General features: G+C 41.7%; 11 protein-coding genes, 1 tRNA gene and 1 rRNA gene (1 of these 13 cut by a window edge). 9 read left to right on the top strand and 4 right to left on the bottom strand.

Annotation, left to right across the window (positions count from 1 at the left end; all coding sequences use genetic code 11):
- Positions 1–426: 426 nt before the first annotated feature.
- The 4 genes from FKX85_RS21160 (at position 427) to lpxB (ending at position 6,673) form a co-directional block, all read left to right on the top strand.
- Entirely contained in the window at positions 427–3,414 is a 2,988-nt protein-coding gene (locus FKX85_RS21160; protein ID WP_141616616.1) for a SusC/RagA family TonB-linked outer membrane protein, read from the top strand.
- Between the two features lie 12 nt (positions 3,415–3,426).
- On the top strand, positions 3,427–4,866 hold the full coding sequence (locus tag FKX85_RS21155; protein ID WP_141616615.1) for a RagB/SusD family nutrient uptake outer membrane protein: 1,440 nt from the start codon (positions 3,427–3,429) through the stop codon (positions 4,864–4,866).
- A 151-nt stretch (positions 4,867–5,017) separates the two neighbouring features.
- On the top strand, positions 5,018–5,437 hold the full coding sequence (locus FKX85_RS21150; RefSeq protein WP_141616614.1) for a 6-pyruvoyl trahydropterin synthase family protein: 420 nt from the start codon (positions 5,018–5,020) through the stop codon (positions 5,435–5,437).
- Between the two features lie 120 nt (positions 5,438–5,557).
- Complete coding sequence (lpxB, locus tag FKX85_RS21145) at positions 5,558–6,673, top strand: lipid-A-disaccharide synthase (RefSeq protein WP_141616613.1); 1,116 nt, start codon at positions 5,558–5,560, stop codon at positions 6,671–6,673.
- Between the two features lie 55 nt (positions 6,674–6,728).
- Here lpxB and clpX read toward each other — a convergent pair whose 3' ends face one another.
- The 4 genes from clpX to FKX85_RS21125 all read right to left on the bottom strand — a co-directional run bounded on the left by clpX (position 6,729) and on the right by FKX85_RS21125 (position 10,245).
- Entirely contained in the window at positions 6,729–7,952 is a 1,224-nt protein-coding gene (gene clpX / locus FKX85_RS21140; protein ID WP_141616612.1) for an ATP-dependent Clp protease ATP-binding subunit ClpX, read from the bottom strand.
- A 5-nt stretch (positions 7,953–7,957) separates the two neighbouring features.
- Positions 7,958–8,626, bottom strand: a complete 669-nt coding sequence (locus tag FKX85_RS21135; RefSeq protein WP_141616611.1) for an ATP-dependent Clp protease proteolytic subunit — start codon at positions 8,624–8,626, stop codon at positions 7,958–7,960.
- A gap of 79 nt (positions 8,627–8,705) precedes the next feature.
- Complete coding sequence (tig, locus tag FKX85_RS21130; protein WP_141616610.1) at positions 8,706–10,034, bottom strand: trigger factor; 1,329 nt, start codon at positions 10,032–10,034, stop codon at positions 8,706–8,708.
- Between the two features lie 129 nt (positions 10,035–10,163).
- A tRNA-Leu gene (locus FKX85_RS21125) sits at positions 10,164–10,245 on the bottom strand.
- 286 nt (positions 10,246–10,531) lie between these two features.
- On the opposite strand from FKX85_RS21125, the gene FKX85_RS21120 reads away from it, so the two are divergent.
- From FKX85_RS21120 to FKX85_RS21100, 5 genes are all read left to right on the top strand, one after another.
- A complete protein-coding gene (locus FKX85_RS21120) occupies positions 10,532–12,754 on the top strand; it encodes a RelA/SpoT family protein (RefSeq protein ID WP_141616609.1) in 2,223 nt (740 codons plus the stop codon).
- A 71-nt stretch (positions 12,755–12,825) separates the two neighbouring features.
- Positions 12,826–13,293 carry a Fur family transcriptional regulator gene (locus FKX85_RS21115; RefSeq protein ID WP_141616608.1) on the top strand — a complete coding sequence of 156 codons (468 nt, stop codon included), beginning with the start codon at positions 12,826–12,828 and terminating at the stop codon, positions 13,291–13,293.
- Between the two features lie 117 nt (positions 13,294–13,410).
- On the top strand, positions 13,411–13,755 hold the full coding sequence (locus FKX85_RS21110; RefSeq protein ID WP_141616607.1) for an STAS domain-containing protein: 345 nt from the start codon (positions 13,411–13,413) through the stop codon (positions 13,753–13,755).
- A gap of 126 nt (positions 13,756–13,881) precedes the next feature.
- Positions 13,882–15,153, top strand: a complete 1,272-nt coding sequence (locus FKX85_RS21105; protein WP_141616606.1) for an adenylosuccinate synthase — start codon at positions 13,882–13,884, stop codon at positions 15,151–15,153.
- Positions 15,154–15,791: 638 nt separating this feature from the next.
- Positions 15,792–16,217: ribosomal RNA gene (locus FKX85_RS21100) — 16S ribosomal RNA — on the top strand; it runs 1,097 nt beyond the window's last position.

Raw genomic sequence — 16,217 nt, 5'->3', positions numbered from 1 at the left:
AAATAAAGGAAAGAGTGATTTTCTTATATGATATAGCCTTATTAATAACCAAATGAATTTACACGTAAAAATTATCCTATATATATGTGTTTGCTACTTTTTAAAAGGGGCTTGTTAAAAAGTAATTAGAAGGTTGTCCTTTTTATTTTCAAATGAACAGCTTTATAATACAAATTGCTGTTTTTTAGTTAAAATTTGTTAATAATACTTGAGCCCAAATATGGTTTATTCATTTATGGGTTTTGTCATGATATTTGGGCTATTGTTTTGTTTTTGTAATTGTTTTTAATCAAAAATATGGGTTGTTTTTTTGTGGTATTTAATACTTGTTGGAAAAATAAGTGTCTTTTATAATAAATTGATCTACTATTGGATTATTAGATGCTAACGTTTATCTTGACATTGTTAAATCAAAATCAACCAATTATGAAGAAAATTTTACTGCTAGGATTAGCAATTTTATTGGCGAGTGCTGTGGCATTCGGCCAAAGCCGGACAGTCACCGGGACTGTTACCTCCGGCGAGGACGGCGGGGAGTTGCCCGGCGTTTCTGTTTTAGTAAAAGGAACTACTGTTGGGGCCGCTACAGATTTGGATGGAGAATATTCCATTGAAGTACCAGAAGGTGGTAATGTCTTGGTTTTTTCATTTATGGGAATGATCAGCCAAGAAATTGAAATAGGAAGTAAATCTATTATAAATGTAACCTTGCAGGCAGATGCGAAGCAATTAAGCGAAATAGTGGTACAGGCATATGGTATGCAGTCCGAAAAACTTAATACACAACAAATAGAAACGGTAGATTCCGATGCTTTTGAGAATTTTCCAGTGATATCCCCCCAAGAAGCTCTCCAGGGACAAGCTGCAGGAGTCCAGGCAACTTCGTCTTCTGGGTTAATTGGGTCTTCTCAGGTTGTTCGGGTAAGGGGTATTACTTCATTTACATCTGGAAATAGCCCATTGTTTGTTATCGACGGTGTCCCCCTAAATGATGCATCTGGATCTACATCATATTCCTCTGGAGGAGGGGGGACAGCACTGAACCCATTAATGGATTTGAATCCTAATGATATAGAAAGCATGACAGTTCTTAAGGATGCTGCTGCAACAGCATTGTACGGTTCAAGAGGTGCCAATGGGGTAATTATAATCACTACAAAAAGTGGAAAATTAGGAGAAAAGACTCAAATTAATTTTGACTATTATACAGGTGTAAATGAGGCATCTGTAGAGAAGGAGGTTTTGAATTTTGATCAATATTCAAAACTTAGAGCTGATCTTGGTGCTGATCCTGCTACTTTTCCAGAAAGCGGGACTAATTGGAGGGATATTGTAAGTCAAACGGGAGCATTAAATTCATATTCTTTAAATGCCAGCGGTGGAAGTGATAAAACAACGTTCTATGTAGGAGGGACCTATTTTAATAGTAGGGCGTATGTGATCGGTAATGAGGTGGATAAATTGAATGGTAGGTTAAACTTGACCCATGAAGCTTCTGATAAATTGAGGGTAGGAGTTAATTTTGCTACCTCATCTTTAGTAAATGACAGGGTTGGAGCTGAAAATGATACTTATTCTCCATGGACAGTTAGTTATCTAAACACTCCATTCGGGCAACCTTATGATGCCGAAGGCAACCTGCAGCAGGCAGGCTTCAATAATCCACTCCTCTTAGATAGGGACATTCGTTATGTCTTGACCTCTAGAAGAAGTACTGGAAATGTATTTGCTGAATACAATATTTTGGAAGATTTAGCTTTTAGAACAGACTGGGGTATGGATTATGTGCAAGTAGAAGAGGAGTATAGATCTGGTGATATCATTACCCCTGGGGGATATGGTTCGAAAGAGATTAATCAAGATAGTAAGTGGTTAACAACAAATACACTTAACTATGTAAAGACATTTGGGGCACACACCATTGATGCATTGGTTGGGCAAAGCTTTGAAACTTCTGATAGGGATGCCATCCTTACTGAAGCAAATGGGTATATTTCAGATGACCTCCCAAATACAGGTTCCGGGTCTGAGCCTGTAACAGCCTCCAATACAGGTACAGAATGGGCTATAGCCTCTTTTTTCGGTAGATTAAACTATAATTATTCCGATAGATACATCGTGGAAGGTAGTGTCCGACGAGATGGATCTTCTAGATTTGGTGAGGACAAAAGATATGGGACTTTTGCGGCGGTTTCTGCTTCTTGGTTAATAAGCTCAGAGGATTTCTTTCCTAAAGGGGGCGTTGTGGATTTTCTTAAGCTATCCTCGAGCTATGGCTCAAGTGGTAATGACAGAATATCGAATTTTGGTGCACTGGGATTATACAATGGTGTGAATTATAACGGTTCTCCAGGGCTTTACTATTCTCAGCCTTCAAACCCTAACTTAACATGGGAGACTACCCATCAGTTTGATGTCAACTTAAATGCGGAACTTTTCTCCAATAGACTAAGGTTTGACTTTAGTTACTGGAATAAAAGCACCGAAGGTATTTTATTGGATGTTCCTTTGCCTTACACCACGGGATTTGCAAGTAGGACCCAGAATTTTGGTTCGATGAGAAACAATGGGGTAGATCTTTCCCTATCCGGTGATATTTTTACTGAAAGTGAATTTAGGTGGACAGCCTCTTTTAATGTAGGTTTTTTGAAAAATGAGGTAACAAAACTACCGGAGTCGGCTCAAGTAGATCCAGATGGTAATCTGTATGTTCCAATTGGTTCGTTTACCGATGAGGCGCGGGCGACCGTCGGAAGAACAGCAAATGAATTCTTCTTGAAAGAGTACGTGGGTATAAATCCGGAAACGGGTGATGCAGAATGGAGAGGAGCGGATGGAGAGGCTACAACAGATTATACCGCTGCTCCGTATATTTACGCTGGTTCTTCTTTACCAAAAGCTACAGGAGGTTTTACTAATACGTTTTCATACAAAGGGCTTTCTTTGAGGGTTTTCTTTAATTTTGTAAGTGGGGGACACGTCTATTTAGCAGATAATGAGTTTTCAGAAAATATAGCGGCCAGTGGTTCATTTAATAATACTACAAGGGTACTTGACTCATGGACAACAGATAATAGAGATGCGTTTGCTCCGGCTTACTCAAGTTCTACGTTGTCCTTTTGGGATAATGAGTCTACTAGGCATCTTTTTGATGCAAGTTATATTCGTTTGAAGAACATAACTTTATCCTATCAACTCCCTGTGAGTCTGCTCCAACGTACAAAAGCGGTGAGATCAGCTAGAGTTTATGTGATGGGACAAAACCTTGCGACCTTTGCAAGTGATGCTTTCGATAATGGCTCTGATCCAGAAGTAAATACTTCGGGTACAGAAGCTGGAAATATGTCAGGAGAAAGTTTCTTTACTTCTCCTAATCCAAGACAAATAACCTTTGGTGTATCATTAGGATTTTAAAATAGAGAAATAATGAAGACAATATATAGAATTTTATCCTGCGCGCTGCTGCTTACAGGCTGTGCAGACCGGCTAGAAGATATTAAGCCACAGCAATCATTGTCAGAAGATGTAGCCTTTGCAAGTTATACTAATGCCGAAGGCGTATTGATCGGTTGTTATGATTTAATGCAAGACTTACACGTTTTTGGAAGTCAGCCCCAATTTATATCTGATTTTATCACGGATAATGCAAACTTTACAGGATCCTTTCCTTCATTGCAGGACTTTAACAATTTCTCCGTACAACCGGCAAATAGTACGGTGGATGAAGTTTGGAGAGATGGTTATCAAGTAATCTTAGGGGCAAATGCGATTATCGCCAACGTTCCTGAAATTGAGGATGCTACAGATGAAGAGAAAGCCGAATTGATTGCTGGAGCAAGATATATTAGAGGAATGGTATACTTTTTATTGGCAAACTTGTATTCGCAGCCATATTTTGTTAATAATGGAGAAAATCTATCAGTTCCTTTGTATTTGGAACCATTTACCGGGGAGGTGTTGAATTTGCCACGAAATACCTTAGTAGAGGTGTATGCACAAATAGAAAGTGATTTAATGTTTGCAGAACAGAATTTACCACCCTCTGCAGAGCAAGGATTTGCTTCTTCTTATTCAGCTACAGCCTTATTGTCTAGATTGTATTTGTACATGGAGGATTGGGAAAATGCTGCTAACTCAGCGGAATTGGTGATTAGTGAAGGTGGGTTTTCGCTAAATAGTGACCTTAGTTTTTACAATACCGTTAACGATGAAATTATCTTTTCTATTGAAAATAATGCAACAGATCCGCAAAGTGATAGCGATGCAGAAACAAGTAGTGGTTCTTGGGATGGTTATTACACAGGGCGAGACCAAGGGGGCAGAGGAGATGGAGAGTTTTCTCCAAACTTGGAAGCATTATTTGCTGAAGAGCCGGATGATATAAGAGGAACGTTTAAGGTAGAGGATGTCAATTTTAATGGAAATCCGGCGGTATATACACTCAAGTATGATAATGGTAATGATAATTCGAGTGATTATCATGCGATAAGGATAGCAGAGGTTATGCTAAATAGAGCTGAAGCTTTAGTGGAGCTAAATCAATCAGTTGACGAAGAAGCTATTAGCTTGGTGAATGATGTAAGGAATAGAGCGGGTTTGACAACTCTCTGGACAGTGGTGGACTTTTCTAATGCTGAGGAATTGCTTGAAGCAATATATGATCAAAGGCGTAAAGAGTTATGTTTCGAAGGGCATAGAAGGATGGATTTGTTGAGGACAGGAAAACCTTTAAGGACTGTGACTCCTCCTAGTGTGGCTGTAGAAAATGCAGGTGTAGGCGTTATGGCTGGTGATCCAAAAGCAATTTGGCCAATTCCTCAATCGCAATTGAACATTAACCCTGAGCTGGAGCCAAATCCTTTATAGAATTTATTTCGAATTTAATTAGAATAGAAAGCCACTGGACATTTTGTTGGTGGCTTTCTTGTTTTAAAATGAGTGCGATTAAATCAGCCAAAGTGTTGTCATTTAATAATGCGAGTTTTTTGTATCTTTGCCCTCAAATCTGAAAGTAGTCATGATACACGTTTCTAGAAAAGAGCATTTTAATGCCGCTCATAAATTATGGAATCCCAACTGGACAGAAGAGAGGAACAAAGAGGTGTTTGGGCCATGTGCCAATGCCAATTGGCATGGGCATAATTTTGAGCTTATTGTGACCGTAAAAGGGCTTCCTGATGAGGATACGGGTTTTGTGGTGGACCTCAAGGCATTGAGTACCTTGATCAGAACGCTTGTCATCGACAAGGTAGATCACAAAAACCTGAACGTGGACGTGGATTTTATGCAGGGGAAGATGGCCAGTTGCGAAAACCTGGTGATGGAGTTTTGGAAAATCCTGCAGCCAGCGGTGAATAAAATAACCCCTCATGGTGGACTCTACAAGCTGAAGCTCTATGAAACCCCTCGTAATTTTGTGGATTACTACGGAGAGTGAGTGGACGATCATTGTCTTGTTTGTTGGTGCTTTAATGCCTTTTAGCCTTCCACACTTAAAACTTTCCAACAGCATAACCTTAAAATATTACCACCTTCCAACCCAAAATCCTCCGTACCAATGAAATATTATGTCATAGCAGGTGAGCGATCAGGGGACATGCACTTGTCCAACCTGCTCCACGCGCTAAAACAAATTGACAATAAGGTTGATTTCCGTGGGATGGGAGGAGATTATAGCAAGGAAGAGGGGCTTTCTGTAGTAGCCCATTATGATGAAATTGCCTTGATGGGCTTTTTGGAGGTGCTTTTTGGCTTTCGCAAGGTCTTAAAATACCTCGGCTTGGTCAAAAAAGATATCTTAGCCTATAAGCCGGATGCATTGGTATTGGTGGACTATGGTGGGTTTAACATGAAAATTGCCAAGTTTGCACATGATCAAGGTATTCCAGTCCATTATTATATTCCTCCAAAAGTATGGGCTTGGAACCAGAAGAGAGCTTTTAAGCTGAAGAAATATGTAGATCATTTGTATTCCATTCTGCCGTTTGAGCCCGCGTTTTTTAAGAAATTTGACTGGGAAGTAAATTATGTAGGCAATCCCCTGCTAGACGAAATCAAAAAATTTTCCCCCCATGATTTTTTTCATCAAAAGCATGAGATCAGCTATAAACCTATTGTGGCACTGCTGCCGGGAAGTAGAAAACAAGAAGTGGAGAATATGCTGGAGAACATGGTCAAGATCATTCCTGATTTTCCAGGTGTCCAGTTTATCATAGCAGGTGTAAACAACCTCCCGCAAGAGGTCTATGATATGGCTAAAGACCATGGAATAAAGGTTGTTTTTGGCCAGACCTATGACCTGCTTTATTATGCTAATGCCGCGGTGGTCACATCAGGGACTGCTACCCTTGAGACAGCGCTGTTTAATGTCCCGCAGGTGGTAGTGTACAAGACCAGTAGTATTAGCTATGCCATTGCCAAGCGCCTGATCAAGGTTCCGTTTATTTCTCTGGTGAACTTGATTGCAGAGAAAGAAGTGGTCAAAGAATTGATCCAAGGGGAGTATAATAAGGAGGTGCTTTTCAAAGAGCTCCAAGGGTTGCTGGGAGGCAGCCGACGTAAAGCAGCTGTTTTGGAAGGATATAAATTGGTCAGGGAAAAAATAGGCGAGGAAAAAGCTTCTGAAAAAACAGCCAAGCTAATATATGAAACCTTAGCTGGTTCCAATATATAATACAATAAAGAAGGAATCAAAAAAGGCTCAGATTTAAACCTGAGCCTTTTAACATTTATGCTACTTGTAGCTTTTTGAATTTCGATTTGTCAAATTGCCTTTGGGCATATTTTCTATTGACCACGAGCTCTTTTGTCTCTGTGTCCGAGGGGAGTTCGTACATGGCATCTGTGATGATGGCCTCACAGATAGACCTTAACCCACGCGCACCCAGGTTGTACTCCACTGCTTTTTCGACGATGTAGTCAATACCGCTTTCCTCAAATTCCAGTTTCACCCCTTCCATGTCCATTAGCTTCACATATTGCTTAGTGAGTGCATTTTTGGGCTCGGTAAGGATGCTTTTCAATGTCTCTTTGTCCAATGGATCCAAATGGGTAAGCACTGGAAGACGACCGATCAGCTCAGGAATTAGTCCAAAGGACTTCAGGTCAGGAGCAGTAACATATTGTAGCAGATTGTTACGGTCTACCAAGTCGCTTTCAGTCTTTTTGCTGAAACCTAGTGGTTGCGTATTTAGTCTGTTGGCAATATGTCTGGAAATTCCGTCAAAGGCACCTCCGCAAATAAACAGAATGTTTTCCGTGTTTACGGCGATCATTTTCTGGTCAGGATGCTTTCTGCCTCCCTGAGGGGGGACATTGACCGTAGTGCCTTCCAGAAGCTTCAACATGGCCTGCTGTACCCCTTCACCGCTGACATCACGAGTGATGGATGGATTGTCTGATTTTCGGGCTATTTTATCGATCTCATCAATGTAGACGATGCCTCTTTCAGCAGCTTCCAAATTATAGTCAGCAGACTGAAGGAGGCGGGTAAGGATGCTTTCCACATCTTCGCCCACATAGCCTGCTTCTGTCAAAACAGTTGCATCAGCAATACAGAAGGGGACTTCCAGGATCTTGGCCAATGTTTTGGCCAAATAGGTCTTTCCTGTACCTGTATCTCCTACCATGATAATATTAGACTTTTCTATCGTAATATCATCCTTGTTATCCTTTTGAAGAAGCCGCTTGTAATGGTTATAGACCGCTACGGACAATACCTTTTTTGCTTCGTCTTGGCCGATTACATAATTATTGAGGTATTCGGTCAGCTCTTTAGGTTTTCGGAGCTTAAACTTAGGCTTCTTTTCCTGTTTTTTCGTTTTTTCCTCTTCACCAAGAATCTGATAGGCCTGGTCGATGCAGAAATTACAGATATGTGCTGAAATTCCTGAGACCATAAGGTCTACATCCTTCTTATTTCTCCCACAAAAGGAGCAAGTAACTTGCGGCATGATTATTATTTTCTAGTCAATACTTCGTCAATTAAGCCGTATTCCTTCGCTTCTGGGGCTCTCATCCAGTAATCCCTGTCAGAGTTTTGCTCGATTTCCTTGATGTCTTTTCCCGAGTGGTGTGCCAGGATCTCAAAAAGCTCCTGCTTCAATATCAAAATTTGCTTAGCAGTAATTTCAATATCGGAAGCTTGTCCTTGCGCTCCTCCCAATGGTTGGTGGATCATTACTCTCGAGTGGGGAAGGGCAGCTCTTTTTCCTGCAGCACCTCCGGCCAATAGCACGGCACCCATAGAAGCTGCCAATCCTGTGCAGATTGTACCTACTTCAGGATTAATATACTGCATTGTGTCGTAGATACCAAGTCCGGCGTACACAGATCCTCCTGGACTATTGATGTACAGCAGGATGTCCTTCTTACTGTCTACTGATTCCAGAAACAGCAGTTGGGCGGTGATGATGTTAGCAATATGGTCATCCACCTGGGTGCCCAAGAAAATGATGCGGTCCATGATCAATCGGGAAAATACGTCGATTTCCCGGAAATTGGTAGGTCGTTCTTCGATTACCGACCTTGTCATGTTTTCTATATGTTGGGCATATTGGTCAAATGCAGTGCCGCTCACTCCTTGGCTGTGGATGGCGTATTTTCTGAATTCGTCTTTGTTAATCATGTTGTCGTTTTTTTGAATTAGTACAAAAATAAAAAAAGCCCTTAGAAAAGGACTTTTTAATAACGATTTATTCTTAAAATTAGTTTTGTACTAATTCCTTAAACTGCTCAACATCGATTTTTTCCTCTTTAAGGGTGATTTTTTCTTTCACCAGATCAAGTACTTTATCGTTTTGCGCGGCCGTTAGCATCTGCATGTAGTTCTGTCCTTCGTTACCTTGGAGGTAATTGTTGACAAACATGTCCATGTTGTCTTCCATCTGAGCGCCCAGTCCTGATGCGGCCAGTTGTTCTCTGACCATTTCCTGGGTCTTGGCGATCACATCTTCATGCTCGGCTTTGATTTCGTTTTCTTCGGCCAGTTTATTGGAAATCAATGACCAGCTCAGTTGTTTTGCGTAGATCGGAAATTCCTTTTCTACATCTTCCTGGGATACTTTGCCTTCATTGGCTTTGATCAACCACTCCTTCAGGAATGCTTCGGGAAGTTCGATGTTTGCCTTTTCGGTAAGGACCTCCTTGATTTTCTCTTCGGTGAAGACCTTGGTTTCTTTGTTATAGTTGTCGCCTAGGATTTCTTCTATTTTGGCGACAAACTCCTCTTCGGTTTTTATTTGGTCAGGGCCGAATACTTTATCGAAGAATTCCTGATCCATGTCCGCATCTTCAGTGCGGTTGATATTCTGTACCGTGAAAGTATAGTTTCCGGAAACTTTTTCAGCTTCTTCTTCACTTATGCCCAAAACTTCGGCAAGGTCAGACTTGATCGCTTTGGAAGGGTCAAATTCGATCTCAGCGCCTTTTTCCACACCGATGAATTTCTTCACTGATCTGCCGTCAAATTTCGATAGCGGAAGGGAAAGCGCTTGGTCAAAAGAGCCATCTGCTGCTTTCAGGTCACCGTACAGGAAGTCGTTTTCTTGGCTTACCTCCGGGTTTGTCATTTTGCCGTATTGGCTGCGAAGGTTGGCTATGGCATCATCTATGGCTTTTTTGTCAACTTTCAGCTTGTAATCGGTAGCTTTGATAGATTTGTCAAGGGTTATGTTAACATTCTCTACAAAACCTATTTTATATTCAAACTCAAATTCCTTTTGGTTTTTCCAGTCAATAGCATCAGCATCTTCTACTGCTGGAAGGGGCTCTCCCAAAAGTTTGAAAGACTGCTCTTTGATATAATCACTTAAAGATTTAGAAAGGATGTCGTTGATTTCTTCAACCAAGACAGACGTTCCGTACATCTTTTTCACCATGCCTATAGGGGCTTTGCCAGGTCTGAATCCTTTAATATTGGCCTTCTTGGCGTAGTCCTTTATTTTGGCATCAACTTTTGGTTGATAATCTGCTTCATTTAAGTTAATTTTAATAGAAGCTTGATTGGCGGATTGCTTGTCTAATTTGATTTCCAAGGCTATATTGATTAAATTTTGCTATAAACTGAAAACCCTCAACCTCGACGCCTTTTCCCTGTCTGACTTCCAAACCATAGTTTGTGATAGTCGAGGGTATTGCTTCGGGATTGAGGGCTGGTTGAATAGTGCGGATGGAGGGACTCGAACCCCCATGCCTCGCGGCGCTAGATCCTAAGTCTAGTGCGTCTACCAATTTCGCCACATCCGCTTTTTGAATGGTTGGAAGCCGTGTTGCTTCCGTAATGTGGATGCAAAGGTAATAAGGAAAATTTAATGCGCAATAGATGCCCTGTAAAAAATTAACAAAAAATTCGTAAAATTTATAATGTGCTCATTGTCAGGAATATTTATTTTCCACTTCGATTAATACGAATAAACAAGATGAAGGGGGGTGGGGCTTTGGGAAAAAAAGTTCAAATTAGTGATTAAATATGCATAACCTAAATAACTTCAAATAGCTAATCGGAAGTGTTGGATAACTTCATACAAAGAATATGATTAACGTAGATCTGGAGGTAGAAAGAAAAGAGATACTTAAGCGGTATCGGAAGATTTTGAAATTGGCAAAGCCACTTCTAAAGGATGGTGATGCCAAGGTGATCAAGAAGGCTTTTAATGTATCAAGTGATGCGCACAAAGAAATGCGCAGGAAATCCGGTGAGCCGTATATCTATCATCCACTTGAGGTGGCGCTGGTATGTGTAGAGGAAATTGGGCTGGGGACGACCAGTATTGTGGCGGCACTCCTGCACGATGTGGTAGAAGATACCGAATGGGAGCTAGAGGATATAGAGCGGGAATTTGGCCCTAAGGTCACCAAGATCATAGATGGACTTACCAAGATATCCGGAGTTTTTGAATACGGTAGTTCCCAGCAGGCAGAAAACTTCCGGAAAATGCTCCTGACCCTCTCCGATGATGTCAGGGTGATCTTGATTAAGTTGGCCGACAGGCTGAACAATATGCGGACATTGCAAAGTATGCCGCGGCATAAGCAGCTGAAGATTGCCTCAGAGACGATGTACCTCTATGCCCCATTGGCCCACCGGTTGGGACTGTACAGTATCAAGTCCGAACTAGAGGATCTTTACCTGAAATATACCGACACGGAGACCTACCAGTTTGTTGTCGGTAAGATCAAAGAAACAAGATTGTCCAGGAATAAATTCATCAAGAGCTTTACAGCACCCATAGAAAGGGAGCTGACTGCCCAGGGGTTTAAGTTTGTGATCAAGGGCAGACCAAAATCTGTTTATTCCATTTACAATAAAATGAAAAAACAAAACATACCTTTTGAGGAAGTGTATGATTTGTTTGCCATTCGTGTGATCATTGACTCCGAAGATGAAAACGAGAAGGCGGATTGCTGGCAGGTATACTCCGCAGTTACGGACTTTTACCGGCCAAATCCAGACCGGCTGCGTGATTGGATCAGCACTCCCCGTGCCAACGGTTATGAGTCCCTGCACACCACCGTGATGAGCAATACGGGCCAATGGGTGGAAGTGCAGATCCGTACTTCCAGGATGGATGATATCGCCGAGCGGGGCTATGCAGCACACTGGAAATACAAAGAAAAGGACCTCAGTCCTTCCAAGAGCGGTTCTGGCTTGGATAAATGGATCACTCAGGTTAGGACCTTGTTAGAATCCAATGACGGCTCGGCCATTGAGTTTATGGATGACTTTCGGGGAAACCTCTTCCAGGATGAGGTGTTTGTCTTTACTCCCAAGGGAGATCTGAAGGTCTTGCCTTATGGAGCTACAGCACTTGATTTTGCCTTTGAAATCCATTCTGAAGTAGGTGAAAAATGTATCGGTGCCAAGATCAATCAGCGACTCGTGCCGATCAATCACAAGCTTAAAAATGGCGATCAGGTCGAAATTCTCACGTCCAAGAAACAAAAACCTTCCGAGGATTGGCTGAAGTCTGTCATCACCTCAAGGGCAAAAGCAAAGATCAAGGACGCCCTGAAGGAAGAGAAGAAAAGCCTGATCATGGATGGAAAGGAAATCGTACAGCGCAAGCTGAAACAGATGAAGATGGACTTTTCCTCTGTGGTGGTGGAGCAGCTGCGGGCATTTTTTGAGACCAAAACGGCAACCGAATTTTATTTTAAGGTCGGAAAAGGTATCATAGATCCTACATCCATCAAGAGTTTTAAGGAGTTTAAACAAATCAAAAAGAAGAAAGTCAAGAGTCCATTGCAGCATGTGACCGATGAGTCTTCCTTTACCAAAGAAATCAAAAACCTCAAGGGCCCTGATCATGATCAGCTGTTGATAGGGGAGGATATGGATGTGGTGGATTATATTTTGGCAAAATGTTGCAATCCAATCCCTGGTGATGATGTCTTTGGTTTCGTTACGGTGAATGAGGGGATAAAGATCCACCGGACATCGTGTCCCAATGCCCTCGAATTGCTCTCCAATCATGGGAACCGGGTCATCAAGGCCCGGTGGACCAGCCAACAAGAGATTGCCTTTTTGGCGGGATTGAAGATCGTAGGTACCGATAGGGTGGGATTGATAAATGATCTTACACGGGTGATTTCCAGTGAGTTAAAGGTGAATATGCGTTCTATTACGGTCGATTCGGATAGTGGGCTTTTTGAAGGGTCCATCAAACTGTATGTACACAGCACAAACCATTTGGATAATTTGATCCATAACCTCATGGAAGTCCAAGGGGTGATCAAAGTTACCCGGTTTGACTAAATAAGTGCGTGCTTATTTGAATCTTTTCTAAATAAGAAGCGTATATTTGTAGAAACAAAGCACAATAAAAGATGGCCTTGAACGAAAAGCTGTTTGAAGAGGTAAAAAAAATATTTACTGCTTATCTGGAAAATAAAAAGCTAAGGAAAACACCTGAGCGCTATGCTATCTTGGAAGAGATATATGGGCGCGATGGGCATTTTGATGTAGAATCGCTTTACATCAGTATGAAAAACAAGAATTACCGGGTAAGTAGAGCCACCGTTTATAATACCCTTGACCTGTTGGTGGAGTGTGATTTGGTCACCAAACATCAATTTGGGCAAAATCTTGCGCAGTACGAAAAATCTTATGGATACAAACAGCATGATCATTTGATCTGTACCGAGTGTCATAAAGTGATGGAGTTTTGTGATCCCAGGATTCAGAATATCCAAAATACGGTGGGTGAGATTTTGAATTTCGATATTCTCCACCATTCCTTAATTTTATACGGGAATTGCAATAAGGAAGATTGTGAAAATAAATTAGCTGTTTAAAATTCGTCAAGTAGCACTTGTGACACCACAATACGTCTAGCCAATACAACACGATCGGTTTTCTTTCCGTTGGTAAGCAAAGGGATGCATTGACCGTTAAAAATCAATTCGAATCATATGAAATTAAGCTATAGCGCTCAGAGAGAAGCCAAGAATATCATCCTGTCCCTGCAAGGAGACCTGATAGGTGATGAGGCCGGGCCAAAATTAGTAGAGATCATTTCTGATGCTATACAAGAAAAAGTAGAAAACTGCCTTATCGACTTGAAAGAGGTGCGGTACATTAGCAGTAGTGGCATCGGTGTGCTGATCACCATGCTTACCAAAATGAGAAATGTAGGAGGAGAGGTGTATTTAGCTTCGCCATCAGAACACGTGAAGAAATTATTGGTCATTACCAAACTCAATAATATTTTCACCGTTTTTGATTCTTTGGAAGCAGCCAGGTCAGCAATAAAATAAGTGTCAAATGGGCCGTTTTGGATGGACTTGCATAAAAAAAGTAGCATTGAGTTGCTATTTTTTTTTGTTATTGCAAACTTCACGCGGAATTTGACAAATCTAAAATAGACATATACTTACTATACAATGAAAATGGACGTTCTTTTAGGCCTACAATGGGGGGATGAAGGCAAAGGCAAAGTAGTTGATTTCCTCGCGCCTAAATATAATATGGTTGCCAGGTTTCAAGGAGGTCCTAATGCAGGTCATACACTGGAATTTGATGGGATCAAACATGTGCTTCATCAAATCCCAAGTGGCATATTCAGGGAAAACCTCAAGAATATCATTGGGAATGGTGTCGTGCTGGATCCTGTGGTATTGAAAAAGGAAATCGAAGGGCTGAAGAAGTTTAATATTGCCTACCAGCAAAATTTATTCATTTCAAAAAAAGCCACCATCATCATCCCGACGCACAAGCTACTGGATGCTGCTTACGAAAAATCCAAAGGAGACAAAAAAATAGGCTCTACACTAAAAGGCATCGGGCCAACTTACCAAGATAAGATAGGTCGGGTAGCCCTAAGGGTAGGGGATATTCTCAGCCCGGATTTTCGTGAGAAGTATGGCGCCTTGGTGGAAAAGCATAAAGCTGTTTTGGCATTTTATGATTTTGATATATCTGAGCTTTCTAAATTGGAGGAATCTTTTTTTGAAGCGGTGGATTTTTTCAAAACCCTCAACCTTATCAATAGTGAATACGATGTAAATGAGGCGATAGCAGCGGGAGATAAAGTGCTGGCGGAAGGAGCCCAAGGTTCATTATTGGATATTGATTTTGGTAGCTATCCATTTGTTACCAGTAGTAGCACTATGACGGCAGGGGCCTGTACAGGACTTGGTGTGGCACCTTATTGTATCGGAGAGGTATTCGGTATCTTCAAGGCATACTGTACCAGGGTGGGCAGCGGACCATTCCCTACCGAGCTGTTTGACCAGGATGGCGAGCGGATGCGTAAAGAAGGCAATGAGTTTGGTTCCACTACCGGTAGGCCACGAAGGTGCGGCTGGATAGATTTACCGGCCTTACGCTATTCGATCATGATAAATGGGGTGACCCAGCTATACATGATGAAGGCAGATGTTTTAAATATCTTTGAAATCATTAAGGTGTGTACCCATTATAAATTAGCTGATGGTACTGTCATCGACCAGTTGCCGTTCGAAATTAATGATGTGAAGCTGGAGCCTGTTTATAAGGAGTGTAAAGGCTGGAACAAAGATCTTAGTGATGTGAGTTCTTATGATGAGTTTCCCGAAGAATTGAAAGGTTACGTTTCGTTCTTGGAGGAATCGTTGAATGTACCGATCAAGATGGTTTCTGTAGGTCCGGACAGGAAACAAACCATCATGAAGTAAATAACTTATTTGTTGTAAGAAAGAAAGTTTATGATCCTGCTGAAGCGTTTTAGTTTTAGCAGGATTTTTTTGTTTACACAAGGCTGGTTGAAATACTTTAAAAAAAATATATCGTTGATTTACAATGGTTTTACTTATTTTTAGTAACTTATCTTTTCTTGTTTCTTGCTAATGAGAAACCAATTCGTACCTTTGTGATCCTGTTGGACGGACAGGGGGATAAAGTTCAAGGGTTGTGATAGGTTGTGGCGGATGATAAAGAGGGATCCCTGGACGGATTGAAAAAAAAGAGAAGATAGTTTTTGGCCAAAAGGAAAAAAGCTTTTACCTTTGTCCTCCCGATGTGCGAAAGGCGCGGCGGCAGACAGAATAAAAGTTGTTCAATAGCTGGAAAAACTTTTAAAAATAAAACGCTGTAAACATTTTCCGAAAGGAAATTCTTTTCGTTACCTTTGCAGGGCGAAAGGGAGTAAACATAGAGCGGGCATATGGTATATGCATCAGACCGTTGCTGAAGGCAGCGGGAGAAGTTCATTGAAGTAGTGTAAGACGAAACGACAAAAAAAGAAGGGTAATCCGGTAAGGAACAAGGGAAGTGCCTGCATTGTAATGCAGGCAACTTCGTCAACAAATACTTTACAATGGAGAGTTTGATCCTGGCTCAGGATGAACGCTAGCGGCAGGCCTAATACATGCAAGTCGAACGGTATGTTGTCCTTCGGGACGGCAGAGAGTGGCGCACGGGTGCGTAACGCGTATGCAACCTACCTTCCACAGGGGGATAGCCCGGGGAAACCCGGATTAATACCCCATGGCATATGTATACCGCATGGTATTTATATTAAAGATTCATCGGTGGAAGATGGGCATGCGTAGGATTAGCTAGTTGGCGCGGTAACGGCGCACCAAGGCGATGATCCTTAGGGGTTCTGAGAGGAAGGTCCCCCACACTGGCACTGAGATACGGGCCAGACTCCTACGGGAGGCAGCAGTAGGGAATATTGGTCAATGGGCGGGAGCCTGAACCAGCCATGCCGCGTGCAGGAAGACGGCCTTACGGGTTG

This window comes from Echinicola soli (genome assembly GCF_006575665.1).
GTDB lineage: Bacteria > Bacteroidota > Bacteroidia > Cytophagales > Cyclobacteriaceae > Echinicola > Echinicola soli.
Note: the sequence above shows the minus strand (reverse complement) of the source record. Positions and strands in the feature narration are given on the sequence as shown.